Genomic DNA, 23421 nt, shown 5'->3' on the forward strand with positions numbered 1-23421 from the left:
CCCTCGGGCCGCTGGACACGGGTCGAGCCCCGCTGCGCCGGGTCTTCCCCCGGGCACGGCCCGTACCCGAGGGTACGACCGCGGTCAGGAGGAGGGGCGCAGCGCCCGCAGCGGCTCGGCGAGCTCCTTGGCGAAGTGGTCGAAGAAGCCGTCGACGTCCGTGCCGGCGTTGATCAGCGCGAGGTGGTCGTAGCCGCCGTCGACGAACTGCTGGGCCACCGAGAGCTGCTTGTCGGTGTCCGGGCCGCAGGCGAACGCTTCGCGCATGTGGTCGGCGGTGATGGTGGCCGTCGCCGCGTCGAAGTTGACGGGGTTCGGCAGCTCGGCCTGGACCTTCCAGCCGGTGATCCCGAACCGGAAGAGCCGGCGGGCCTCCTCGGCGGCCTCGTCCTCGGTGGCGCCGTACGCCATGGGGACCTCGGTGTAGCGGGGGCCGTCGCCGCCGGCGTCGGTGAACGCCTGGATGAGGTCGGCGCGCGGCTCGGTGGTGAACAGCCCGTCGCCGAGCTCGGCGGCGAGCTTCGAGGCCTGCGGCCCCCCGCTCGCCACGATGATCTTCGGCAGCGTCTCGGGCAGGTCGAACACCTGCGCGTCCTCGAGCGTGAGGTGCTTGCCCTCGTAGCTCTGGTAGCCGCCCCGCCACAGCAGCCGGATGATCTCCAGCGACTCGCGGAACATCTGGTGGCGCACGCTGACGCTCGGCCAGCCGCGCCCGACCACGTGCTCACTGAGCCGCTCGCCGGAGCCGACACCCAGCGTGAAGCGCCCGTCGGAGAGTAGCTGGGTGGTCGCCGCCGCCTGGGCGATGATCGCCGGGTGGTAGCGGATGAACGGGCACGTCACGCCGGTGGCCAGCTCGATCCGCTCGGTCTTCGCGGCCATCGCCGCGAGCATCGACCAGGCGAACCCGGAGTGCTGCTGCTCGGAGACCCACGGGTGGTAGTGGTCGGAGATCTCGACGAAGTCGAAGCCGGCCTCCTCGGCGCGCACGCACTGGCGCACCATCTCGGTGGGCGAGTAGGCCTCGGCGATCAACTTGTAACCGATCTTCACGGACGGACACCTCCGGTCGCTGGCGTCCGCCGGGTGTTCCCGATCGTCGGGTGCGCACACGCGTAACGCCGCCCCGTCCGCGGACGACACCCCGGTCGGCTCCGGGGGTCGTCGGACCCCCGACCCGACGATCCCCGGAGCCGCCTAGTTCGCGCCGGCGCCGTCGAGCGGCTTGTCGGGCTGCACGCGCGGCATGTTGCCGCCGCCACCCCCGCCCCCGCCGCCGGAGTCGGGCTCGACCCAGATCGTCACGGCCTCACCGGCCGGCACGCGCGTCCCCGGCTCGGGCTGCTGGGCGGTCACCGTGCCCTCGACCGTGGGCGGGGTGTCCGGATCGGGGTCGACGGCCACCACCCGGGCCGTCATGGCGACCTCGTGCGCCTGGGCCGCGGGCAGCCCCACCAGCGCGGGCACGAGCACCAGCTCGGGTGTCCTCATGCACCACGACGGTAGTCAGCCGACGGTGGCCGGTGCCACCACAGGCGCAGCCGGGTGCCGTCGTCGACCCGGCTGAGCTCGTGGCCGTCGGTCAGGCGCGACACCAGCAGCAGCCCCCGGCCCCGGTGACCGGGATCGGGGGGCGCCGGGCGCCATCCGCCGTGGTCGGCCACGACGATCTCGAGCCACGGCTGCTCCGGACCGCCCGCGGTGGCGAGCCGGGCGCTGACGTCCACGGGCCCCGCACCCTCCGGGTAGGCGTGGTCGACGACGTTGGCCAGCGCCTCGTAGAACGCCGTGGCGACGTCCTCGAGGCGGTCGGCCAGCGCCTCGTCGTCGGGCAGCCCGGCGGTCGCGCGCACCCACGCCACGAGGTCCGTGCGCAGGGCACGGAGGTCCTCGACGCGCACCGTGGAGTGGGCGACCTCGTGCACGACGCGGCGCGCCTCCGTGCCCGGTCGACCCTCCACACCTGGTGGGTCGACGGTGACGGGCACGCGGCAAACCCGCCGGGGCGGGGGAAGCGGGTCACGCAGCGTGACGGCGGTCGCGGTCCGGGCGCGGTCCGGAGCCCCGCGGGAGTGCGGCGAGCGGGCGGGCATGATGGGCCGCCCGGCGCACCCCGGCGGCCGGGGGACGGCAGGAGTGGACATGGCGCAGGAGCACCCCCGGTCGGCCCCGCGCGTCCCGGGACGCCGGTCCGCCCGCGGCCTGCTCGTCGTCGCCGCCGCGGCGCTCGCCCTCGTCGGGTGCGCGCGCGGTCCCGAGCCCGGGGTGCCCCCGATCCCGATGTCGTCGTCGGCACCCGTCGCCGCCGCGCCGGTCCCGGGGCCGCCCGGCGGGCCCCGGTTCGCGCCGTGCCGCGGCGGTCTCGAGTGCGCGTCCGTGCCGGTCCCGGTCGACTACGCGGACCCCACCGGGCCGACGCTGCCGATCGCCATCGCCCGCCGTCCCGCGACGAACCCGGCGGCCAAGGTGGGCGTGCTGCTCGTCAACCCGGGCGGCCCGGGCGGGTCCGGCATCGAGCTCGTGCAGGCCGGCGTGCTGCCGCCGGAGATCACCGACCGCTTCGACGTCATCGGCTTCGACCCGCGCGGGGTCGGCGACAGCATGGGCCTGCAGTGCCCGCTCGGCCCCGACACCCCGTACCGCGGCGACCCCGACCCCGGCGATCCCGCCGACGAGGCGGCGACGAACGACGCCGTCGACCGCTACGACCTCGCCTGCGGGCAGCGCTACCCCGACCTGCTGCCCCACCTCGGCACGCGCAACGTCGCCCGCGACATGGACCGCATCCGCGAGGCCCTGGGCGAGGAGCGCATCAGCTACCTCGGCTTCTCGTACGGGACGTCGATCGGCCAGGCCTACGCCCAGCTCTTCCCGACGCGGCTGCGCTCGATCGTGCTCGACGGCGTGGTCGACGTCAGCAAGCCCGGGCTGGACTCCGCGCAGGCCGAGAGCTTCGAGAACTCGCTGCGCCAGTTCGACGCCGACTGCCGCGCCGACCCGGTGTGCCCGGTGCGCGCCGACCCGATCGGCACCCTCGACCGGGTCCGCGCCCGCGTCACGGCGGCGCCGCTGCCGGTGGCCGGCACGAGCCCGTTGTCGGCGGGGCTGCTCGAGATCGGCGTCGTCTACCCGCTCTACAGCACGGCGAGCTGGCCGCAGCTCGCCCAGGCCCTCGCCGCGGCCGACGCCGGCGACGGCGCCCCGATGCGCGCGCTCGCGACCGCCTACTTCCGGGGCAGCAACTCCGACACCTACAACGCCGTCACCTGCCTCGACAACGCCTGGCCCACCGAGGACGAGCAGGTGTTCGCGGCCGCGCGCGCCACCGAGGCGCGCGCCCCGCACTTCTCGGGCAACGTGCTGGTCAGCGGCCTGACCTGCGCGGACTGGCCGGCGCCCCAGCAGCCGCTGACGCCGATCGAGGGGTACACCGGCCCGCCGATGCTCATCCTCGGGACGACCAACGACCCGGCCACGCCGTACCAGAACAGCGTGGCGCTGCGGGACCGTCTGCCCGGCTCGGTGCTGCTGACCTACCGGGGTGACGGCCACACCGTCTACACCAACGGCGTCCCGTGCGTCGACGACGCGGTCAACCGCTATCTCCTCGACGGCACCCTGCCGCCCCCGAACACGACCTGTTAGCGGCTGGGTGTCAGCGAAGTGCCGTCACGGGCGTTGAGTGTCCGTAACGCCACTTCGCTGACACCGCCGGGACCGGGGCCGGTGACGTAGGGTCTTCGCCGGTGCGCCGGGAAGTCTGGTCGGCAGTCCCTGACGCCTGCCCGCCGGAGGATCACCCGTGACGCGGTCGACGCCCCGCCTCTTCGCCCGCCGCTCGTGGCCGGAGACCGCGCGCATCACCGACATCCTGCGCCGCGAGACGGTCGGCGGGATCCTGCTCGTCTCCGCGGCGGCGGTGGCGCTGCTCTGGGCCAACTCCCCGTGGCGCGCGGCGTACACGACGCTCTCGGAGCTGCGGATCGGTCCGGCGTCGCTGCACCTCGACCTGACCCTCGCGACGTGGGCGGCCGACGGCCTGCTCGCGATCTTCTTCTTCGTCGCGGGCCTCGAGCTCAAGCGCGAGTTCGTCGCCGGCGACCTGCGGCAACCGTCACGGGCCCTGCTCCCGGTGGCCGCCGCGGTCGGCGGCATGATCGCGCCGGCGATCATCTACACCGCGCTCAACGTCGGCGGGGACGGCCTCGCGGGGTGGGCCATCCCGACGGCCACCGACATCGCGTTCGCGCTCTCGGTGCTCGCGCTCATCGGCTCCTGCCTGCCCGACGCGCTGCGGACGTTCCTGCTCACGCTCGCGGTCGTCGACGACCTCCTCGCGATCTCGATCATCGCGTTCTTCTACACCGACCAGCTGCAGTTCGTCCCGCTGCTGCTCGCGCTCCTGCCGCTGGCGGCCTTCACGGTCCTCGTCCAGCGGCGCGTCCGCTCGTGGTGGCTGCTGCTGCCGCTCGCGGCGCTCACGTGGGTGCTCGTGCACGAGTCCGGGGTGCACGCGACGGTGGCCGGCGTCCTGCTGGGCTTCGCGGTGCCCGTGGTCCGCCGCAAGGAGGGACCCGGTCCCGGGCTCGCCGAGCACTTCGAGCACCGGTGGCGCCCGCTCTCGGCGGGCGTGGCGGTCCCGATCTTCGCGTTCTTCGCCTCGGGCGTCACCGTCGTCGGCGGGGGTCTGGGCGCCGCGTTCACCGACCGCATCACCCTCGGGATCATCGCGGGCCTGGTCGTGGGCAAGGTGGTCGGCATCCTCGGCGCGACGTGGCTCGTGCAGCGGCTGACGCGGGCGGAGCTCTCCGAGGACCTGGCGTGGAGCGACGTGCTCGGCCTGTCCCTGCTGGCCGGCATCGGGTTCACGGTCTCGCTGCTGATCGGCGAGCTGGCGTTCGGCACCGGCAGCGCCGCCGACGACCACGTCAAGATCGGGGTGCTGACGGCGTCGCTGCTGGCCGCCCTGCTGGCGACGATCGTGCTGCGCTACCGCAACGCCGTGCACCGGCGGATCCACGAGCGCGAGCGGGTCGACCTCGACCACGACGACGTCCCCGACGTCTACGAGCAGGAGGCCCGCGAGCACGGCTCGTGACCCTCCGCGCCGGGCGGCGCAACGGGTTGGCCCGCGGGCGGACCGTCCGTGCCACCGCGGGCGAGGGGTCCTGCGGCCGGGCGGATGAAAGCGTCACCGGGTCCGGGTGTCGGCCTTGCCGGGGCGGGGGCCGGGCCGCACCCTCGCCGCATGACCGGACCGGCGGGCCGCGCCGCCCGCACCGCCACCGGCCGGCGACGAGGGACCCGCGCCGACCGGCCGGTCGAACCGGTGCCCCCACCGGATCCTGCTCCGGGCCCCGTGGACGCCGTCGAGCCCGTCGCGCCCGTGGAGCCCGTCGACCCCGTCGAGGACCCGCCCGACGGCGTCGACCGCGACGCGCTCACCCGGACGATCGCGATGGTCAACGACAAGGGCGGGGTCGGGAAGACGTCGATCGTCGCGAACCTCGCGGGGCAGTTCGCCGCCGCCGGGTACCGCTGCCTGCTCGTCGACCTCAACCGGCAGGCGAACCTCGCCGACGACCTCGGCTTCCGCGACGGCCCCGCCGACGACCGCGGCGCGGGGCTGCTCGTGTCGGTCGTCGCCGGCACCCCGCTGCGGCCCGTCGAGGGCGTCCGGCCGGGGCTCGACGTCGTCGCGGGCGGGGCGCGGCTGGTCGATCTCGTGCCGCTCATGGTGTCGCGGGTCCAGGAGCAGGGCCGCGCCGCGTTCCTGGCGCTGGCCGAGGTGCTCGCGCCCGTCGCGGGCGACTACGACCTCGTGTTCATCGACTGCCCGCCCGAGACCACGATCCTCACCGACCTCGCCCTCGCCGCCGCCCGCTGGGTGCTCATGCCGACCAAGTCCGACGGCGGCGGCCTGGTCGGGATGCGCCTGGTCGGCGAGCGCTTCGCCCTGGCCCGCGAGCTCAACCCGGACCTCGGGCTGCTCGGCGCCGTGCTCTTCGCGACCGGCTCGCGCTCGCGCGTCGTGCACGCCGAGGTCCGCGAGGCCGTCGAGCGCGCGTTCGGCGGGCACTCGCCGCTGTTCACGACGTCGATCCGGCACGCCGAGCGCACGGCCCAGGACGCGCGGCGCCTGGGTCGGCTGGCGCACGAGCTCGAGCAGGAGGTGGCGGCCCAGCCTGCCTGGTGGGCGGCGCTGCGGGAGGGTGGGGCGAGCGCGACCGCCCGGCGGCTCTCGCCGACCGCGGCGAGCGTCGCCGGTGACTACCGCGACCTCGGCGTCGAGCTCCTGACGCTCCTGCGCACCGCTGAGGAGAGCCCGACCGCCGACGCCCGACCCGAGCAGGAGGCCACGTCGTGACCGCCGAGACCAGCACCTCCGCCGAGGGGCCCGACCTCAGCTCCGCCTTCGGGCGGCCGGCGGCGGCGAGCCTGCGCGGCCTGCTGCCGCCGCGTCCCCGGCGCAGCGTCGAGCAGGACGACCGGGCGGACGAGGTCGACCGGGACGAGGCAGCCGCCGACGGGACGGTCGACGGGACGGTCGACGGGATGGTCGACGAAGCCCTGGTGGACGAGCCCGACGACGAGATGGTCGACGAGCCCCTGGCGGAGGAGCCCGACGACGAGCCGGCCGACGAGGCGCCGGCGGCCGCGGTCCCCGCGCCGCGGGACCGGCGGGACCGGACGACCCGGCCGGACCGTCGGAGCACTGCGGGGCGCGGCGGCGCGACGGCCGCCGTCCCGGCGCCGCGCAGCGCCGGCACCGCGAACCACCGGTGGGGTTCGGTGCGGATGGCGTCGCGGGAGCACGTCGAGCTCGTGGTGCTCGTGGCGTTGCGCCGGGGTCCGGCGAGCGGCCGCGAGCTCGCGGAGCGCCTGCGCGAGGACAGCGGCGGTGGCCTCGCCCCGCCCCCGACGACGGTCCAGCGGACCCTGCACCAGCTCGCGCGCCACGGACTCGTCCAGCGCGACGAGGACACCGTTCGACGGCGATACCGACTCACCGCGCTGGGCACCCGCATCACTCGGGCCCGTGTCCGTGCGTGGCGGGCGATGCGCCGAGCGGTGGACGCCGTCGTGCTCGCCGCCGACGAGGACTGAGAGGCCCGACTACTTTTTCGTCCGCCTCGGGAGCCCTCGGGGCCGTTGTTCGGCATTGCGCCGAACCGACCACCCGTGATGCGGTAGGTCGGCAGGTCCGTGAGGCCCGGGTGAAGCACGCTGCGGACCGACGTCCGGCACGGCGCGGTGACCCCGCTCCGTCACCGGACAATCGCAGGAAGTGCTCGCGTCGAGCGTTCGGTCTAGAGAACCCCCGCGTCCTGCGCAAGCACAATTCGGCGAACGGTCGCCATGTTTTGGGCATTCGTTCGGCGCCCGAACGCGTGACCCTGCTTCGTGCCCTCGTGATCGAGAATTGGGGCGAACGGTCCATGAAGAATTTGATCTTCTCGGTCTAGCGCTTTCCGGGAGGACGCGCTGTAATGTCCGGCTCTGCAAGCGGCGGGCTGTGGTCCACCGCACAGGGGGACCAATCCGTTCGGAGGTGCACGGTGCCGGGAACCGGCCTGAAATTGGCCCTCGCGGTCATCGGCGGCTATCTGTTGGGCCGCACGAAGAAGATGAAGCTCGCCATCATGCTGGGCGGAGCGCTCGCCGGGAAGAAGATCACCACTGACCCCACGCAGCTGCTGGGCATGGTGACGAAGCTCGTGTCCGCCTCGCCGGAGCTCCAGAAGCTCGACTCGGCCGTCCGCGGCCGGCTGCTCGAGGCGGGCAAGGACGCCGCGCTCGCGGTCGCCAGCTCGCGCATGGAGGCGCTGACCGACAGCCTGGTCAACCGCGTCGAGAACTTCGGCAAGCCCGCCGCCGACGCGGCCGGTACCGCCGGGCAGGCGGTCGGCGACACCGCCGGTGCCGCGGGCGACGCCGCCGGCCAGGCCGGCGGCGCGGTCGGCGACGCCGCCTCCTCGACGGGCAAGGCCGTCGGGGGCGCCGTCGGTGGCGCGGGCAGCGCCGTCGGCGGGGCGGCGCGCGGTCTGTCCGGCCGCGGCCGACGCAAGAAGCAGGCCGAGGAGCCCTCGGAGGAGGGCGTCGACGTCGCCGAGGAGATCGAGGACGCCGACGAGACCGAGGACGTCGACGAGGTCGACGAGACCGGTGCCGACGAGACCGATGCCGACGAGACCGGTGCCGACGACACCGGTGCCGAGGAGACCGGTGGCGACGAGCCCCAGGAGAGCGAGGAGCCGGAGCCGGCCCGCGCCTCGTCGGGGTCGTCCGGGTCGTCGGGCCGTCGTCGCTCGACGAAGTCCTCCTCCGGCGGGTCGAGCAGCTCCGGCAGCTCCTCCTCCGGCGAGCGGCGCCGCCGCTCGAGCTCCTCGGAGGACGGCTCGTCCTCGACGCGCTCGGCGAGCAACGGCGCGTCGCGCCGGTCGGGCTCGAGCGGCCGGTCGCGGTCGTCCTCGTCCTCCACGTCCTCCACCGAGGGCAGCTCCCGCAGCCGGGCGACCGCCGGGTCGGGCTCGCGACGGACGGCGGCGAAGCGCGATGACTGAGGCAGCCACGGACGCCGCGACCAACGGGCACCGGCCCGACTCGGACGCCGGGTCCGGATCGCTCACCGACATGCTGCCGACCGACCGGCTCAAGCAGGCCGCGCAGTCGCTGCTCAAGGCCGCCACCGACAGGGCGGTCAACGCGGCGCTCGACCAGGTCGAGGGCCTGACGGGCAAGCTCACCGACGTCGCCGGGGACCCGGGCAGCCTCGGTTCCGTGTTCGGTGGTGGCTCGTCGGACGATGGCGACGACTCGTCGGGCGGCGGCATCGGAGGCGCGCTGAAGAGCGGTCTCTCGACGGTGAAGGACAAGGCGCTGGGAGCGGTCGGCCTCGGTGGCGGCGACGACGACGGCGACAGCGACGAGGACGGCAGCGGCGGCGGGGGCGGCAGCTCCGGCAGTGGCCGCGGCAAGTTCAAGTTCATGAACATCTACGAGGCCCAGGACGTCGGGGTGCCGCTGCGCGTCGCCTACGACCAGTGGACCCAGATGGCCGACTTCCCGAGCTTCATGAAGAAGGTCGAGACGGTCAACCAGGAGTCCGACGAGAAGGTCACCTGGACGGCGAAGGTGTTCTGGTCGCGTCGCTCGTGGGAGACCACGATCCGCGAGCAGGTGCCCGACAGCCACATCCTGTGGGTCTCGTCGGGGGCCAAGGGCCACGCGGACGGCATCGTCACGTTCTCGGAGCTCGCGCCGAACCTGACGAAGATCGTCCTGATCATGGAGTACTACCCGCAGGGCTTCATGGAGAAGACCGGCAACCTCTGGCGGGCGGTCGGCCGGCGGGCGCGGCTGGAGTTCAAGCACTTCTGCCGCCACGTCATGATGGACACGCTGATCAACCGCGAGGAGCTCGAGGGCTGGCGCGGCGAGATCCGTGACAGCGAGGTCGTCAAGACCCACGAGGAAGCCCTCGAGGAGGAGCAGCGCGCGGCCGAGGAGGACCGCGAGGACGTCGAGGACGAGTACGGCGACGAGGACGAGTACGCCGACGACGACCTCGCCGCGGAGGACGAGGACGACCTCGCTGCCGAGGACGAGGACGACCTGGCCGCCGAGGACGAGGACGCCGAGGACCTCGAGGACGAGTACGACGACGAGGACCTCGTGGACCTCGAGGACACCGACGACGAGCTCGCGGACGAGGAGCTCGCCGACGACGAGCTCGAGGACGCCGAGGACGCCGAGGACGAGGCTCCTGAGGACGACGACGCCGGCGACGACGCCGAGCGCCCGCGCCGACGCTCCCGCCGGCAGCGCACCCCGGCCTGAACGCGCGTCCCGGTTGAGACCACAGCCGGGCCGAACGTCACACCCGACCGCGGCGCCGGCTGATCGCCGGCGCCGTCCCCGACGCACTGGAAGGGGGCACGGTGACCGTCAGCCAACGGCAAGGCGGAGGCGTGCAGAAGGACCCGCAGGGCGGACTCGCCGAGGTCCTCGACCTGATCCTCGACAAGGGTCTGGTCATCGACGCGTTCGTGAAGGTGTCGCTGGTCGGGATCGAGATCCTCACCATCGACGCCCGCATCGTGGTGGCCAGCGTGGACACCTACCTCCGGTTCGCGGAGGCCACCAACCGACTCGATCTGCACGCCAAGGGCGGCAAGGACCTCAGCGAGGTCGTCGGCGGCATGACCGAGGGCGCGACGGAGGGCGGCGCCAAGGGCAAGACCAAGGGCATGCTCGACGCCGGCAAGGAGAAGTGGGACGAAGTGCGCGGCGAGCGCCAGAACCGCCGCGAGAAGGCCTGAGGGGGCGGACGTGACCACGACGGAGGACACGAAGGGCTCTCAGGAGACCCGTCGCGGCTCCTACATCTACGGCATCGTGCCGGCCGGGGTGCGGATCCCCGACGGCCTCGACCCCATTCCCTACGGTGACCAGGACGGCGAGCTCGGCCTGGTCACCGAGGGGCGGTTGGCGGCGGTCGTCAGCGACGTCGCCGCCGACCGGGCGCTCGGCACCCGGCGGGACCTCATGGCCCACGAGGCCGTGCTCAACGCCATCGCGCAGGACACCCCGGTGCTGCCGATGCGCTTCGGCGCGGTCGTCACCGACGACGACGCCGTCGCCGAGGAGCTCCTGGCCCCGCACCAGGACTACTTCGTCCGGGCGCTCGAGCAGCTCGAGGGCCACCTCGAGTTCCGCCTGCGCGGCGACTACGACCAGGACGCGGTCCTCGGTCGCATCCTCGAGGCCGACCCCCGGATCCAGCAGATGCGGGAGAAGATCGCCGGGGTCGACGAGGACGCCAGCTACTACGACCGCATCCGACTCGGCGAGGCCATCTCGCAGGCCATGGACAAGCTCCGCGAGGAGGACGCGCAGGCGTGCGTCGACGCCCTCGCGAAGTTCGCCGTCGCCACCGAGGTCAAGGAGGTCGGCGGGGAGAACGGTGCCGTGCACCTGGCCTTCCTCGTCCGCACCGATCACCGCAGCGACTTCGAGCGGGCCGTCGACGACCTCGGCGACTCCTGGTCGGGCCGGGTCGAGCTGCGGCTCATCGGTCCCACCGCGGCGTTCGACTTCCTGCCCGAGTTCGACGCACCCGACGAAGCGCAGGCCTGAGGACGACGTGGGTTTCTTCACCGAGCTGCTCCTGCTGCCCCTCGCCCCGGTCCGCGGGGTGGCGTGGGTGGGCGAGAAGATCGCGGACCAGGTCGACCACCAGATGAACGACCCCGCGGTCATCCGGGCGCAGATCGACGAGCTCGACGCTGCCTTCGAGCGCGGCGAGATCACCGAGGAAGAGCGTGACGAGCAGCAGGAGGTCCTGTTGCAGCGTCTCGTGGGCGGCGGAGGTGGGGCGTGACCCGCTCCGCCGACACCCCGCCCCTGACCGACCAGGAACGTCCCCGCCGCCGGCGCCGCACCAGCGGCGACGGCGGCGAGGGCGGCGGCGACCAGGGGGAGGCCCCGGCCTCCCGCGAGTCCCGCTCCGACGGGAACGGCACCGCCCCCGACGACGAGCGTCCGCGCCGGCGGCGGAAGTCCGACGACGCGGCGGAGCCCGAGCGGCCCCGCCGTCGGCGCCGGTCCGCCGAGTCCGGGGAGACCCCCGCCGAGGACCGGCCCCGTCGCAAGCGCCGTCCCGCTGAGGAGTCGGGCGACGGGGCGGAGCCGCAGCGGCCGCGGCGGAAGCGCCGCCCGGCCGAGGACGAGGCGGCTGGGGAGGACCGGGCCCGCCGCAAGCGCCGTCCCGCCGACGACGCGTCGGGCGAGGAGGCGGAGCCGGAGCGGCCGCGCCGCAAGCGCCGCCCGGCCGAGGACGACACGGGTGGGGAGGACCGACCCCGCCGCAAGCGCCGTCCCGCCGACGACGCGTCGGGCGAGGGGGCGGAGCCGGAGCGGCCGCGCCGCAAGCGCCGCCCGGCCGAGGACGACACCGGCGGGGAGGACCGACCCCGCCGACCCCGGCGTCCCCAGGGCGACGGCGGCGAGGAGGAGCGCCCCCGTCGCCGACGCACGGCGGCAGCCGGGTCCGCCGGCGACGGCACCGACGGGTCCGGGGAGCAGGACCGCCCGCGGCGTCGGCGTCGTGCCGCCGAGGACGCGTCGGACCAGGACCGCCCTCGACGTCGTCGCCGGCCGGAGCCCGAACCGGAGCCGGAGCCGGAGGCCGTGGACGACCAGCCGGAGGAGCTCGACGACGACGTCGAGGAGCCGGCGGACGAGGCCGACGAGCAGCCCGAGGACCGTGACGCCGAGGTTGACGAGCCGGAGGAGGCCGAGGCCGAGGCCGACGAGGACCTGGACGACGAGGTCGACGAGGACCTGGACGACGAGGCCGACGAGGACCTGGACGACGAGGCCGACGAGGACCTGGACGACGAGGCCGACGAGGACCTCGATGACGAGGCCGACGAGGACCTCGACGACGAGGCCGACCTGGACGACGAGGACGAGGCGGAGGACGAGATCGCCGAGCCGGAACCCGAGCCGGAACCCGAGCCGGAGCCCGAGCCCCGGCCGAAGAAGATCCCCGCTCGCAAGATCGCTCGCTGGGCCGCGCAGCAGGTCCAGGAGATGAGCGGCAAGGAGAGCGAGGCCATCACCTCGGTGCGCAAGACCGAGGACGGGTACGTCGTCGGTCTCGAGGTGGTCGAGGCTCGCAAGATCCCCGAGACCAGTGACATCCTCGCCAGCTACGAGGCCGAGATGGACTCCGACGGCGAGCTGATCAGCTACCACCGGGTGAAGCGCTACACCCGGGGTCGCGGCGACGACGACTGACCATCGGCCACCGGGGGACACGAGAAGGAGAGACCATGAGTGACCCGGTGCGCTGGACCGGGCAGATGCCGTCGACCTCCAACCAGGGCGGTGGCCGGCAGCCGGCCCGCCAGGGCGGCGGGGACGGCACGAACCTGGCCGACATCCTCGAGCGGGTCCTCGACAAGGGCATCGTCATCGCGGGCGACGTCCAGATCAACCTGCTCGACATCGAGCTGCTGACGATCAAGCTGCGGCTGATCGTGGCGTCGGTGGACCGGGCGAAGGAGATGGGCATCGACTGGTGGGAGCGCGACCCCACCCTCTCCTCGGGCCACCAGCAGCTCGAGGAGGAGAACCGCCGCCTGCGCGAGCGACTCGAGGCCCTCGAGGGGCGCAACGGCCACGCTCCGTCGCTGGACCGCGCCGACGACAGCGACGACGACACCGATGAGGACACCGACGACGACGTCGAGGACGCCGACGTGGTGGACGGCGAGGAGATCGGCGACGAGGTCGACGACGAGGTCGACGACGAGGTCGAGGAGGGCGGGCCCGACGACGTCGAGGACGCCGAGGTCGTCGACGACCCCGCGCCGGAACCGGAGCCCGCCCCCGCGCGCCGCCGGAAGACCGAGCGGGGAGTGGGCCAGGAGCGGTCGGGTCGTCGACGCTCCACGCGTCGGCAGGAGGACGACCGGTGAGCGACACGCTGACCTACGTCTACGCGATCGCTCGGGACGTCGGCGCCGTGAGCGGGCTCCGGGGGGTGGGCGGTGGCCCCGTCCGCACGCTCGAGGTCGACGGCGTCACGGCGGTGGTGAGCGACGTCGACCGCGGCGAGTTCGAGGAGCGGGCGCTGGAGGAGCGGCTCGAGGACCTGGAGTGGCTCGCCTCGACGGCGCGGGCGCACCACCACGTCGTCGACACCCTCGGGCGTGACCACCTCGTCGCCCCGCTCGCGCTCGCGACCGTGTACTTCGACGACGACCGGGTCCGCGCGGTCCTGGCCGAGGGGCGGGAGACGTTCGCGGCGGTGCTCGACCGGCTCGCGGGCCACGCCGAGTGGGGCGTCAAGATCTACGCCCGCAAGGGCGGAGGGAGTGCGCCGACCGAGGAGGCCAGGCCGCGCTCGGGCGCCGAGTACCTGCGCGCGCGACGGAAGGCCCTGCGCGACACCGACTCCGCGCTCGACGACGCCCGCGAGGCCGCGGGCGAGGTCGACGACGCGGTCACCGCGCTCGCGACCGCGACCCGCGCCCACCGCCTGCAGGACGCGCAGCTGTCGGGGGAGACCGACCCGATGGTCCTCAACCAGGCCTACCTCCTGCCGATCGAGCGGGTCGACGAGCTCCGCGCGCTCGTCGCGTCCTACGCCGAGCACCCGCGCATCCGGGTCGAGCTCACCGGACCCTGGGTGCCCTACTCCTTCGCGCAGGCGGCGCAGGGCGCGTCGTGACCGGGCCCGGCTCGGGCGAGCTCGAGCCCCGGGCGACGTCGCTGTTCGGGGACGAGGAGGTCGCGCTCGTCGACCTGCTGGACCGTCTCCTCGCGGGCGGCGTGGTGCTCGTGGGCGACGTGACGATCTCGCTCGCCGGCGTCGACCTCGTGCGCATCTCGCTGCGCGCCCTCATCACGTCGATCAGTCCGGTCGAGCGGCCCGGGACGCTGGCGGCTCGGGCCGAGCGCGCCGACGAGCGGGAGCTGGAGGCCGGGCGTGGCTGACGAGCAGGAGGAGCCCCGGTACGCCCGGACCAACCGTGTCGAGATCGACAAGGACGCGGTGCGCCGCGACCTCATGAAGCTCGTGCTGACGATCGTGGAGCTCCTGCGCCAGCTCATGGAGCGGCAGGCGATCCGGCGGGTGGAGCAGGGCGACCTCACCGAGCAGGAGGAGGAGGACCTCGGCACGTCGCTGATGCACCTCGCGGACGCGATGGACGAGCTCACCGAGCAGTTCGGGCTCACGCCGGCGGATCTGAACATCGACCTCGGCCCGCTCGGCCCCCTGCTGCCGCGCGACCGCTGACCGACGCCGATCGGACGGACTCCGCTGGCGCACTCCGGGGTATCTGGACCCCATGACCAGCGCTCAGCGTCCGAGCAGCACCCCGTCCAGCCCCACCCCGACGGCGACCTCCGTCCCCGGCGCCGCCGGCGACCCGACCACGATCGAGGGCACCACCGAGGTGCTGCCGTCGGTGGTGCAGAAGGTGACGGCGTTCTCGGCGCGCGAGATCCCCGGGGTCGTCGCGCTGGGCGGCAGTACCTCGCGGGCGGTCGGCGCGGTGCGCCAGACGCTGACCGGCAACACCGAGAACACCGCCGGCGTGCGCGTCGAGCTGGCGGACCAGCAGGCGCACATCGGCCTCGACGTCGAGATCGAGTACGGCGTGGGCGCCCGCGAGCTGGTCCGCGCGTTGCGCCGTCACGTGCCCAAGGCGGTCGAGGAGATCGCCGGCGTGGCCGTCGTCGAGCTCAACATCGTCATCACCGACGTCCACCTGCCCGGCGCGGACGTCGACGCCGACGCCGACCCGGTGGCGCCGCCGGCCGCGACCATCTGAGGGTCAGGCCCGCAGCTCGGCCACCCGCGCGCGGCACGCCTCGATCGTCGGCAGCGCGCCGGCGGCCCGCGCGGTGGCGAGCGTCGGGGCGGCGCGGTCCTTGTCCGACAGCACGAGGTCCGCGGCGTCGACGTGGTCGGTCCACGGCAGCCCGAGGGCAGGGTCGAGCGGGTCGACGCCGTGCTCGGCGGACGGGTCGTAGGGCGTGGAGCAGAGGTAGCTCGTCACGGTGCCGTCCTCGAGGGCGAGGAACGCGTGCCCGAGGCCCTCGGACAGGTAGACCGCGGCCATCGACCCCGGGTCCAGGCGGGCGGCGTCCCACCGCCCGTAGGTCGGTGAGCCGACGCGGATGTCGACGACCACGTCGAGCACGGCGCCCGCGACGCAGTGGACGTACTTCGCCTGCCCCGGCGGGACGTCGGCGTAGTGGATCCCGCGCAGCACCCCGCGGCGGGACACGCTGGTGTTCGCCTGCGCCACGGTGAGCGGGTGCCCCACCGCCGCCGTGAACGGCCCGCCCTGGAACGGCGCCGCGAACGCACCCCGGGCGTCCGGGAACACCGGTGGGGTGAACCGCCACGCCCCGGGCACCGCCAGCTCCTCGGCCTCCACGTCGGGGGAGCCTAGGAGCGTGCGTGGGAGCATCGTCGGCACGCCCCGTCGAGGGAGACCAGCCGAGGGAGACGATGAGTACGGTTCTGGTGACGGGTGCCGCGGGGTTCATCGGGTCGAACTTCGTGCGGTACTGGCGCGCGGAGCACCCGGGGGATCGGGTGGTGGCGCTGGACGCGCTGACCTACGCGGGGGTCCGGGAGAACGTCGAAGGACTCGACGGCGTGGAGTTCGTGCACGGGTCGATCGGCAACACGGAGCTGGTGGAGCACCTGCTGCGTGCCCACGGGGTGGACGTGGTGGTGAACTTCGCCGCCGAATCGCACAACAGCCTGGCGATCCTGCGCCCGGGCGACTTCTTCGCCACCAACGTCATGGGCACCCAGGGGCTGCTGGAGGCCGTGCGTCGGGTCGGTGTCGGGCGGTTCCACCACATCTCGACCTGCGAGGTCTACGGCGACCTCCCGCTCGACGTGGACGGTCCCGGCGCAGCGTTCACCGAGGACTCGCCGTACCGGCCACGGACCCCGTACAACGCGGCGAAGGCCGGCGGTGACCACGTGGTGCGGGCCTACGGGCTGACCTACGACGTGCCGGTGACCATCACCAACTGCGCCAACAACTACGGGCCCTTCCAGTTCCCGGAGAAGGTCATCCCGCTGTTCACCACCCGGGCGCTGGCCGGCGAGGCGCTGCCGCTGTACGCGTCGACGAAGAACCGCCGCGAGTGGCTGCACGTCGACGACCACGCCCGCGCCATCGACGCCGTGCTGCACCACGGCACCGTGGGGGAGACCTACAACGTCGGCTCCGGGGTGGAGGTCGACGTCGAGGGCGTCGCCGACACCATCTTGGGGGCGCTGGGGCTGGGCCCCGAGCTGAAGACGATCGTGCCGGACCGGCCGTCGCACGACCGGCGCTACCTGCTCGACGCGACCAAGCTGCGCAGCGAGCTCGGGTGGGCCCCACAGGTCGAGTGGACCGAGGGGATCGCCGCCACCGTCGGCTGGTACCGGGCGAACGAGGCGTGGTGGCGCCCGCTGATCGGGCGCAGCCCCGTCGTCGAGGGTGCCGACCAGAGCTGGGGTGGCGCGCGGTGAAGGGGATCGTGCTCGCCGGCGGGTCGGGCAGCCGGCTGCACCCGGTGACCCGCGCGGTGTCCAAGCAGCTGCTGCCGGTCTACGACAAGCCGATGATCTACTACCCGATCTCGGTGCTGATGCTGGCCGGGATCCGCGACATCCTGGTCATCTCCACCCCGGTCGACCTGCCCGCGTTCCGGCGGCTGCTGGGTGACGGCAGCGAGCTCGGGGTGTCGTTCTCCTACGCCGAGCAGGCCGCGCCGAACGGGCTGGCCGAGGCCTTCCTCATCGGCGCCGACCACGTCGGCGACGACACCGCCGCGCTGGTGCTGGGCGACAACATCTTCCACGGCCAGGGCTTCGCGTCGATCCTCGCGCAGCAGGTGGCGCGGCTGGAGGCCGAGAAGGGCTGCGTGCTGTTCGGCTACCCGGTGCGCGACCCGGGTCGTTACGGCGTCGGCGAGGCCGACGAGGACGGACTGCTGCTCTCCATCGAAGAAAAACCGGCGAAGCCGAAGTCCAACCGGGCCATCACCGGTCTGTACTTCTACGACAACGACGTCCTCGACATCGCCGGCACCCTCACGCCCTCGGCGCGCGGCGAGCTCGAGATCACCGACGTCAACCGCGCCTATCTCGAGCGCGGCGACGCCCGCCTGTTCGACCTCGGGCGCGGGTTCGCCTGGCTCGACACCGGCACCCACGAATCGCTCATCGAGGCCAGCCAGTACGTCCAGGTCCTCGAGCACCGCCAGGGCGTGCGCTTCGCCTGCCTCGAGGAGATCGCGCTGGTCAAGCACTGGATCACCCCGGAGCAGGCCCTCGCCCTCGGCGAGCGGCAGGCCAGCTCCGGCTACGGCGACTACGTCGTCGACGTCGCCCGCCGCGCCGGAGCCGCCGATCGCTAGTGCTTCTGGACGGGCTCGGTGCCGAGGAAGTCCTGGTAGTCCGTCGGGAGCTGGCTGGTGAAGTTCTGCCACTCGCCGCCGGAGAGCGCCGTCTCGAGGCCCTTGGCGATCGCCCGCGCGTGCTGGCGGGCCTGGGCGACGGTCACGTCGTCGCCCTCCTGGTCGGCGATGCGCCGGTAGAAGGTGTCGACGTCGAACCGCTCGCCGCCGCCCTCAGACGGCAGCGCGTCGGACAGGCCGTCCGGCAGCTGCGAGGCCAGGTCCTTGGCCTCGCCGCCCTCGAGCCGCTGCCCGAGGACGGTGAGCGTCGCCCGCACCGCACGCTCGGCGGTCGCGTTGTCCGGCAGGCCGAGGCTCTCCTTGACCGCGCTGACGAACTCGTGCTCCTGCATCGTTCTCCTCTCGCGCTCGGTGACCCGTCGGTCGGGACGGTGAGTGCGGGTGCCCGGGACGACGCGGGCGTCACACGTCGCAGGGGCCCGGAGGAGCCTCAGACGAGGGCGCGGAAGAACTCCACGATCTGCTCGGCGAAGCCGATGAGGATGGCGAGGATCGCGGTGACCGTCGCGGCGGCACTCTCGGGCGAGCTGATGATCCAGAACAGCACGAGGGCCAGGACGAGGAGCCCTACCACACGTTGCATGCGGCACAGCGTAACGCCAGTGATCGTGTCCGTCACGTCGAGGAGATCGAATTGCTCCCGGGGGAGCACGCCCGACCGCCGGTCGGGCTCAGCTGTCGTCGAGTCGTGCGCTGAGCCCGCGGTTCAATTCGGACACCTCGAGCGTCCGCGGACCCTCCGAGAACGTCGCCGACGCGATGACGCCGTAGTTCACGAGCACGGCCTGGTTGTCGGTGAACGCGTACCGGTGGACCTCGCCGTCACGGACCAGCTGCTGGAACCGCGTCACGACCGCGTCGAGGTCCTCCTCGAATTTCAGGGTCAGCGGGATTTGGGGCAGTGACACGTAGACCGTCACGATTTCCTCCGCTCGATCCGTCCGGCCCTCGGCCATTCGGCCGGTCGCCACACAAAATGCTCCGAGTGCCGCGCGTGGGGGGAACGGCGGCCACCGATCCTAGATCGCGGCCCGCGGACGCGGGCCGCGACGGGGAGGGCGGGTGCCATGGAGATCGACGGTGTCGAGGTCTTCGAAGAGGCGGAGGACTACGGCTATTCGTGGCACTGGGACGACCCGCGCGGTTTCCAGTCGGAGATTCTCTGGCAGCGCGAGGTCGGTCACCTCAGCCTCGGCACCCGGCAGCTCCCGGGCGGCTGGGTGCACAACCGGCTCGACCCGACCGCGTGGGGGACCGCGCGGACGATCTACGAGGCGCGCCAGATCGTCGAGGCCTACGTGACCCAGGCAGCCGCCAAGCCCGGCTGAGACGGGTGCAACATCAGCCACCGGACGGGGTACCCGTGGCGTCACCGCCGCACGATCCCTCCGGGAGGCACCCATGCCGCACGGCGTCGCCCACCAGCTGATCGCGTCCCACCTGGTCGACGGGGAGATGACGCCGGGCGAGGAGATCGCCCTGCGCATCGATCAGACCCTGACCCAGGACGCGACGGGCACGCTCGTCATGCAGGAGCTCGAGTCGCTCGGGCTGGACCGTGTCCAGACCGAGGTCTCGGTGCAGTACGTCGACCACAACCTGCTGCAGGCCGACGAGAAGAATGCCGAGGACCACGCCTACCTGCGCTCGGCGTCCCGTCGCTTCGGCCTCTGGTACTCGAAGCCGGGCAACGGCGTCTCGCACCCGACCCACATGCAGCGCTTCGGCAAGCCCGGCAAGACGATGATCGGCTCGGACTCCCACACCCCGGCGTGCGGCTCGCTGGGGATGCTCGCCATCGGCGTCGGCGGCCTCGAGGTGGCGCTGGCGATCACCGGCAAGCCGCTGAGCATCCGGATGCCCGAGATCTGGGGCGTCGAGCTGACCGGCGAGCTCCCCCCGTGGTGCTCGGCGAAGGACGTCATCCTCGAGATGCTGCGCCGCCACGGCACCAAGGGCGCCACCAACCGCATCATCGAGTACCACGGGTCCGGCCTCGCGGGGCTCACGGCGATGGACCGGCACGTCATCACCAACATGGGCGCCGAGCTCGGGGCGACGACGAGCGTCTTCCCCGCCGACGACGAGGTCCGCCGCTTCCTCGCCGGCGAGGGCCGCGAGGACGACTTCACCGAGCTGCTCGCCGAGGAGGGCACGGAGTACGACGTCACCGAGCACATCGAGCTCTCCGAGCTCGAGCCGCTCATCGCCCAGCCGTCGTCGCCGGGCAACGTGGTCCCGGTCCGCGAGGTCGTGGGCACGCCGGTCGGCCAGGTGGTCATCGGGTCGTCGGCCAACCCCGGCCTGCGCGACTTCGCGATCGCGGCGCGCATCGTCGACGGCCGCCAGACCCACCCCGGCGTCAGCTTCGACATCAACCCGACCTCGCGCCCGATCCTCGCCGACCTGACCCGCTGGGGCGGCACGACCTCGCTCATCGCGGCGGGCGCGCGCATCCACCAGTCGGGCTGCCTGGGCTGCATCGGCATGGGCCAGGCCCCGGCGCCCGGGACGAACTCGCTGCGCACCTTCCCCCGCAACTTCCCCGGACGCTCCGGCGGCGGCGCCGACGACCAGGTCTGGCTGTGCTCGCCCGAGACCGCGGCGGCGAGCGCCCTGCGCGGCGAGATCACCGACCCGCGCGCGCTGGCCGAGGAGCTGGGCCTGACCTGGGGCGACCTCGACCTGCCCGAGCCCACCGTCATCCCCGGCATGCTCGAGGAGCCCCCGCCCGTCGAGCAGGCCCGCGAGGAGGAGCTGGTCAAGGGCCCGAACATCTCCGGGCTGCCGGAGTTCGAGCCGTTCCCCGACGCCTTCGAGGTGCCGGTGCTGCTCGCCGTCGGCGACGACATCTCGACCGACGACATCTCGCCGGCGGGGGCCGAGGCGCTGCCCTTCCGGTCCAACATCCCGGCGCTGGCGCGCTTCGCGTTCACCCGGATCGACCCCGACTACCCGGCGAACGCCGAGGAGATCATGGACTCGACGGGCCACGCCATCGTCGGCGGCGCGAACTACGGCCAGGGCTCGTCGCGCGAGCACGCGGCGATCTGCCCGCGCTGGCTCGGCCTGCGGGTGGTGATCGCCGAGTCGTTCGCGCGCATCCACTGGCAGAACCTGGCGAACTTCGGGATCCTCGCGCTCGAGTTCACCGGCGAGGGCGACCGGGACAAGATCCCGCAGGGCAGCACGCTGTCCTTCTCCGACCTGCACGACCAGCTGCAGAAGGGCAGCGAGGTCGTCGGCCAGGTGGACGGCACCGAGATGACCTTCCGCCACCAGCTCTCCGACCGGCAGGTCCGGATGGTCCTCGCCGGCGGGCTCATCCGGCAGCTGGCGGAGGGGGAGGAGACCTGATGCGGGCGCTTCCCGGCGGCCGGGACGTGCCCGGATAGTCTGGCCGCATCGGGATCACCAGCGAGCAGCAGCGCACCGACCGACGGGGCCCGGGCCGTCCGAGCGCGCGCCGCCTCGTCGGGGCCGCGGGCCTGGGGGTCGTCGCCTCCGCGCTGATCGTCAACGTCTACCTCGCGGTGGTCGCGCGCGCCCTGCCGCCGGCGGAGTACGCGACGTTCGGGGCGTTCTGGGCGCTCGCCATGGTCCTCGGGTTCGGGGCGTTCCTCCCGCTCGAGCAGGAGCTCGCGCGCCGGTTCCCGCAGACCGCCGACCGCCGGGCCCTCCTGCGGGGGGCGGCCGGGAGCGCGGGAGTGCTGACGGCCGTGGCGCTCGTCGTGCTCCTGCTCGGGACGCCCGTGGTCCTGCGGTCCTTCGACGGCCACGTCTCGTCGCTGCTCGCGCTCGTGGCGCTGTGCGTGGTGTCGGCGGGCCAGTTCCTGGTCCGCGGCACGCTCATCGGGACCGATCGGCTCGTCCGCCACGCCGGGCTGATGGTGCTCGACGCGGTGCTGCGGCTGGGGCTCGCGGTGGCGATCTTCGTGGCCGGCGGCGCCGACAGCGCCGCGTTCTGCTGGGCGCTGGTGGCGGCGATCGCACTCGCGCACCTCCCGCAGCTGCCCGCGGTGTGGCGCCGCGCGGTCGCCGGCACCCCGCCCGCGATCCCGTCCGACGACGAGCGCGTCACCACCCGGCGCGTCACCGCCAGCTGCCTGCCCCTGCTGCTCGGATCGGTCTGCGCGCAGCTGCTGCAGAGCGGGCTGCCGGTGCTGGTCGTCGCCGGTGCCCCGGAGAGCGCCGAGGCCGCGGCGGGCGCGTTCGTCGCGGCGTTCACCCTGGTCAAGGCGCCGCTGGCGATGGTCGTGCCGCTGCAGTCGGCCGTGGTCCCGACGCTGACCCGGCTCATGGCGGCGGGTCGTCGCCACGAGGTGATGGTGCTGCTCGCGAAGGGCGGCACGGCGCTGGTGGCGCTGATCGTCGCGGTCGTGCCCGTCGCGCTGTGGCTGGGCCCGCCGACCATCACCCTGGTGTTCGGCGACGACTACGCGGTCGGAGGCGTCGACCTCGCCCTCATGGCCGCGGGCGTCCTCGCCCACGTCGGACTGGTCGTGGTCACGCAGGTGCACGTGGCGCGGGGCCGGCAGCGGGTGGTGGCGCTGAGCTGGGCGTCGGCGCTGGCCGCGGCCGGGGTCGCGTACCTGCTGCTCCCCGGCCCGGTGCTCGGCGCCGCGGTCGGCTTCCTGGCCGGCTCCGTCGCCGGTGCCCTCGTCAGCGCCGCCGCCCTGCTGACCTCGCGTCGTCCCGAGAGGAGCCTCCCCTGAACCCCGACCACACCACCTACGACGAGGCGTACTACCGGTTCAACGGGCAGGCCGAGGACCGCCCCGCCCTGCGCTGGTACACCCGCCTCGTCCGCCGCTACGCCACCGGCGGCCCGTACCTCGACTTCGGGTGCGGCACCGGGCACCTCGTGCGGCGCCTGTCCGCGCTCGGGCCGGCGGCCGGCTTCGAGGTGTCCGCGTGGTCCGCGGAGCGGGCGCGGCAGAACGCGCCGGGGTGCGCGGTGCACACCGACCCCGCCGCGATGGCGACGGCGTCGTTCGGGGCCCTGACCGCCATCCACGTGCTCGAGCACCTCACCGACGAGGTCGCCGCCGAGACGCTGACGACGTGGCACCGGATCCTGCGCCCCGGGGGCCACGCCCTGGTCGTCATGCCCGACCCGGCGGGGCGCGGGCGGCACCTGGCCGGGGAACGGTGGATGGGGTTCGCCGACCCGACGCACATCAACCTCAAGCCGCACGACGCCTGGCGCGCTGTGCTCGTCGACCACGGCTACACCGTCGTGCGTGAGGGCAGCGACGGGCTCTGGGACGTCCCCTACTCGCGGCTGCCCAAGCTCGTCGACGCCGGGGTGCACGCCGTGCCGGCGTTCGTGCAGTTCCTGGCGGGACGGATGATGCTGCGCCCCGGCAGCGGCGAGTCGTCGGTGTTCCTGCTGCGCCGCGACTAGCG

General features: G+C 73.6%; 28 protein-coding genes. 21 read left to right on the plus strand and 7 right to left on the minus strand.

Going from position 1 to position 23421, the window contains the following annotated elements:
- Positions 1–84: 84 nt before the first annotated feature.
- From PGB27_RS13370 to PGB27_RS13380, 3 genes are all read right to left on the minus strand, one after another.
- Positions 85–1053, minus strand: coding sequence for a TIGR03557 family F420-dependent LLM class oxidoreductase (locus tag PGB27_RS13370; RefSeq protein WP_274200849.1), 969 nt, complete (start codon positions 1051–1053; stop codon positions 85–87).
- A gap of 144 nt (positions 1054–1197) precedes the next feature.
- Positions 1198–1491 (minus strand): PASTA domain-containing protein, encoded by a 294-nt coding sequence (locus PGB27_RS13375; protein ID WP_274200850.1) that lies wholly within the window; start codon positions 1489–1491, stop codon positions 1198–1200.
- On the minus strand, positions 1488–1988 hold the full coding sequence (locus PGB27_RS13380) for an ATP-binding protein (RefSeq protein WP_274200851.1): 501 nt from the start codon (positions 1986–1988) through the stop codon (positions 1488–1490). Before PGB27_RS13380 ends, PGB27_RS13375 begins: the two co-directional genes overlap by 4 nt.
- Positions 1989–2142: 154 nt before the next feature.
- On the opposite strand from PGB27_RS13380, the gene PGB27_RS13385 reads away from it, so the two are divergent.
- The 15 genes from PGB27_RS13385 to PGB27_RS13455 all read left to right on the plus strand — a co-directional run bounded on the left by PGB27_RS13385 (position 2143) and on the right by PGB27_RS13455 (position 15350).
- Positions 2143–3645, plus strand: coding sequence for an alpha/beta hydrolase (locus PGB27_RS13385; RefSeq protein ID WP_274200852.1), 1503 nt, complete (start codon positions 2143–2145; stop codon positions 3643–3645).
- A 157-nt stretch (positions 3646–3802) separates the two neighbouring features.
- Positions 3803–5098: a Na+/H+ antiporter NhaA gene (gene nhaA / locus PGB27_RS13390; RefSeq protein WP_274200853.1), complete on the plus strand. Its 1296-nt coding sequence runs from the start codon at positions 3803–3805 to the stop codon at positions 5096–5098.
- A gap of 150 nt (positions 5099–5248) precedes the next feature.
- Complete coding sequence (locus tag PGB27_RS13395) at positions 5249–6367, plus strand: ParA family protein (protein ID WP_274200854.1); 1119 nt, start codon at positions 5249–5251, stop codon at positions 6365–6367.
- Positions 6364–7107: a PadR family transcriptional regulator gene (locus PGB27_RS13400; RefSeq protein WP_274200855.1), complete on the plus strand. Its 744-nt coding sequence runs from the start codon at positions 6364–6366 to the stop codon at positions 7105–7107. Before PGB27_RS13395 ends, PGB27_RS13400 begins: the two co-directional genes overlap by 4 nt.
- Positions 7108–7559: 452 nt before the next feature.
- Positions 7560–8564 carry a hypothetical protein gene (locus tag PGB27_RS13405; protein WP_274200856.1) on the plus strand — a complete coding sequence of 335 codons (1005 nt, stop codon included), beginning with the start codon at positions 7560–7562 and terminating at the stop codon, positions 8562–8564.
- Positions 8557–9840, plus strand: coding sequence for an SRPBCC family protein (locus PGB27_RS13410; protein WP_274200857.1), 1284 nt, complete (start codon positions 8557–8559; stop codon positions 9838–9840). The genes PGB27_RS13405 and PGB27_RS13410 overlap by 8 nt, the downstream gene beginning before the upstream one ends.
- Before the next feature lie 101 nt (positions 9841–9941).
- Entirely contained in the window at positions 9942–10322 is a 381-nt protein-coding gene (gvpJ, locus tag PGB27_RS13415; protein ID WP_408630058.1) for a gas vesicle protein GvpJ, read from the plus strand.
- A gap of 10 nt (positions 10323–10332) precedes the next feature.
- Positions 10333–11139: a GvpL/GvpF family gas vesicle protein gene (locus tag PGB27_RS13420; protein WP_274200859.1), complete on the plus strand. Its 807-nt coding sequence runs from the start codon at positions 10333–10335 to the stop codon at positions 11137–11139.
- A 7-nt stretch (positions 11140–11146) separates the two neighbouring features.
- Positions 11147–11383, plus strand: coding sequence for a gas vesicle protein GvpG (locus PGB27_RS13425; protein ID WP_274200860.1), 237 nt, complete (start codon positions 11147–11149; stop codon positions 11381–11383).
- A complete protein-coding gene (gvpO, locus tag PGB27_RS13430) occupies positions 11380–12804 on the plus strand; it encodes a gas vesicle protein GvpO (RefSeq protein ID WP_274200861.1) in 1425 nt (474 codons plus the stop codon). The genes PGB27_RS13425 and gvpO overlap by 4 nt, the downstream gene beginning before the upstream one ends.
- Positions 12805–12839: 35 nt before the next feature.
- Positions 12840–13487, plus strand: coding sequence for a gas vesicle protein (locus PGB27_RS29435; protein WP_408630059.1), 648 nt, complete (start codon positions 12840–12842; stop codon positions 13485–13487).
- Positions 13484–14242, plus strand: coding sequence for a GvpL/GvpF family gas vesicle protein (locus tag PGB27_RS13440; protein ID WP_274200862.1), 759 nt, complete (start codon positions 13484–13486; stop codon positions 14240–14242). The genes PGB27_RS29435 and PGB27_RS13440 overlap by 4 nt, the downstream gene beginning before the upstream one ends.
- Before the next feature lie 41 nt (positions 14243–14283).
- Complete coding sequence (locus PGB27_RS13445) at positions 14284–14508, plus strand: gas vesicle protein (RefSeq protein WP_274201096.1); 225 nt, start codon at positions 14284–14286, stop codon at positions 14506–14508.
- Positions 14509–14581: 73 nt separating this feature from the next.
- Positions 14582–14812 (plus strand): gas vesicle protein K, encoded by a 231-nt coding sequence (locus tag PGB27_RS13450; RefSeq protein ID WP_408630069.1) that lies wholly within the window; start codon positions 14582–14584, stop codon positions 14810–14812.
- Between the two features lie 52 nt (positions 14813–14864).
- Positions 14865–15350, plus strand: a complete 486-nt coding sequence (locus PGB27_RS13455; protein WP_274200864.1) for an Asp23/Gls24 family envelope stress response protein — start codon at positions 14865–14867, stop codon at positions 15348–15350.
- 3 nt (positions 15351–15353) lie between these two features.
- On the opposite strand, the gene PGB27_RS13460 is transcribed toward PGB27_RS13455, so the two are convergent.
- The gene (locus tag PGB27_RS13460) at positions 15354–15962 is read right to left on the minus strand and encodes a dTDP-4-dehydrorhamnose 3,5-epimerase family protein (RefSeq protein WP_274200865.1); all 609 of its coding nucleotides are present in this window, start codon (positions 15960–15962) and stop codon (positions 15354–15356) included.
- A gap of 74 nt (positions 15963–16036) precedes the next feature.
- Here PGB27_RS13460 and rfbB point away from each other — a divergent pair, with 74 nt between their 5' ends.
- Both rfbB and rfbA read left to right on the plus strand, forming a co-directional pair.
- Positions 16037–17062, plus strand: coding sequence for a dTDP-glucose 4,6-dehydratase (rfbB, locus tag PGB27_RS13465; RefSeq protein WP_274200866.1), 1026 nt, complete (start codon positions 16037–16039; stop codon positions 17060–17062).
- Positions 17059–17952 (plus strand): glucose-1-phosphate thymidylyltransferase RfbA, encoded by an 894-nt coding sequence (rfbA, locus tag PGB27_RS13470; RefSeq protein WP_274200867.1) that lies wholly within the window; start codon positions 17059–17061, stop codon positions 17950–17952. The genes rfbB and rfbA overlap by 4 nt, the downstream gene beginning before the upstream one ends.
- Here the strand turns inward: rfbA and PGB27_RS13475 are convergent.
- From PGB27_RS13475 to PGB27_RS13485, 3 genes are all read right to left on the minus strand, one after another.
- On the minus strand, positions 17949–18344 hold the full coding sequence (locus PGB27_RS13475) for a DUF2267 domain-containing protein (protein ID WP_274200868.1): 396 nt from the start codon (positions 18342–18344) through the stop codon (positions 17949–17951). The two genes, rfbA and PGB27_RS13475, sit on opposite strands and share 4 nt — an antisense overlap.
- Positions 18345–18442: 98 nt before the next feature.
- Positions 18443–18595, minus strand: coding sequence for a hypothetical protein (locus PGB27_RS13480; RefSeq protein WP_274200869.1), 153 nt, complete (start codon positions 18593–18595; stop codon positions 18443–18445).
- Between the two features lie 88 nt (positions 18596–18683).
- Positions 18684–18932: a hypothetical protein gene (locus PGB27_RS13485; protein WP_274200870.1), complete on the minus strand. Its 249-nt coding sequence runs from the start codon at positions 18930–18932 to the stop codon at positions 18684–18686.
- 147 nt (positions 18933–19079) lie between these two features.
- On the opposite strand from PGB27_RS13485, the gene PGB27_RS13490 reads away from it, so the two are divergent.
- The 4 genes from PGB27_RS13490 (at position 19080) to PGB27_RS13505 (ending at position 23419) form a co-directional block, all read left to right on the plus strand.
- On the plus strand, positions 19080–19340 hold the full coding sequence (locus tag PGB27_RS13490; RefSeq protein ID WP_274200871.1) for a hypothetical protein: 261 nt from the start codon (positions 19080–19082) through the stop codon (positions 19338–19340).
- Between the two features lie 73 nt (positions 19341–19413).
- A complete protein-coding gene (locus PGB27_RS13495) occupies positions 19414–21369 on the plus strand; it encodes an aconitate hydratase (RefSeq protein WP_274200872.1) in 1956 nt (651 codons plus the stop codon).
- A 176-nt stretch (positions 21370–21545) separates the two neighbouring features.
- On the plus strand, positions 21546–22727 hold the full coding sequence (locus PGB27_RS13500) for a lipopolysaccharide biosynthesis protein (protein ID WP_274200873.1): 1182 nt from the start codon (positions 21546–21548) through the stop codon (positions 22725–22727).
- Positions 22728–22795: 68 nt separating this feature from the next.
- On the plus strand, positions 22796–23419 hold the full coding sequence (locus PGB27_RS13505) for a class I SAM-dependent methyltransferase (protein WP_274201097.1): 624 nt from the start codon (positions 22796–22798) through the stop codon (positions 23417–23419).
- Positions 23420–23421 lie beyond the last annotated feature (2 nt).

The organism is Actinomycetospora lemnae, from assembly GCF_028737315.1.
Taxonomy (GTDB): domain Bacteria; phylum Actinomycetota; class Actinomycetes; order Mycobacteriales; family Pseudonocardiaceae; genus Actinomycetospora; species Actinomycetospora lemnae.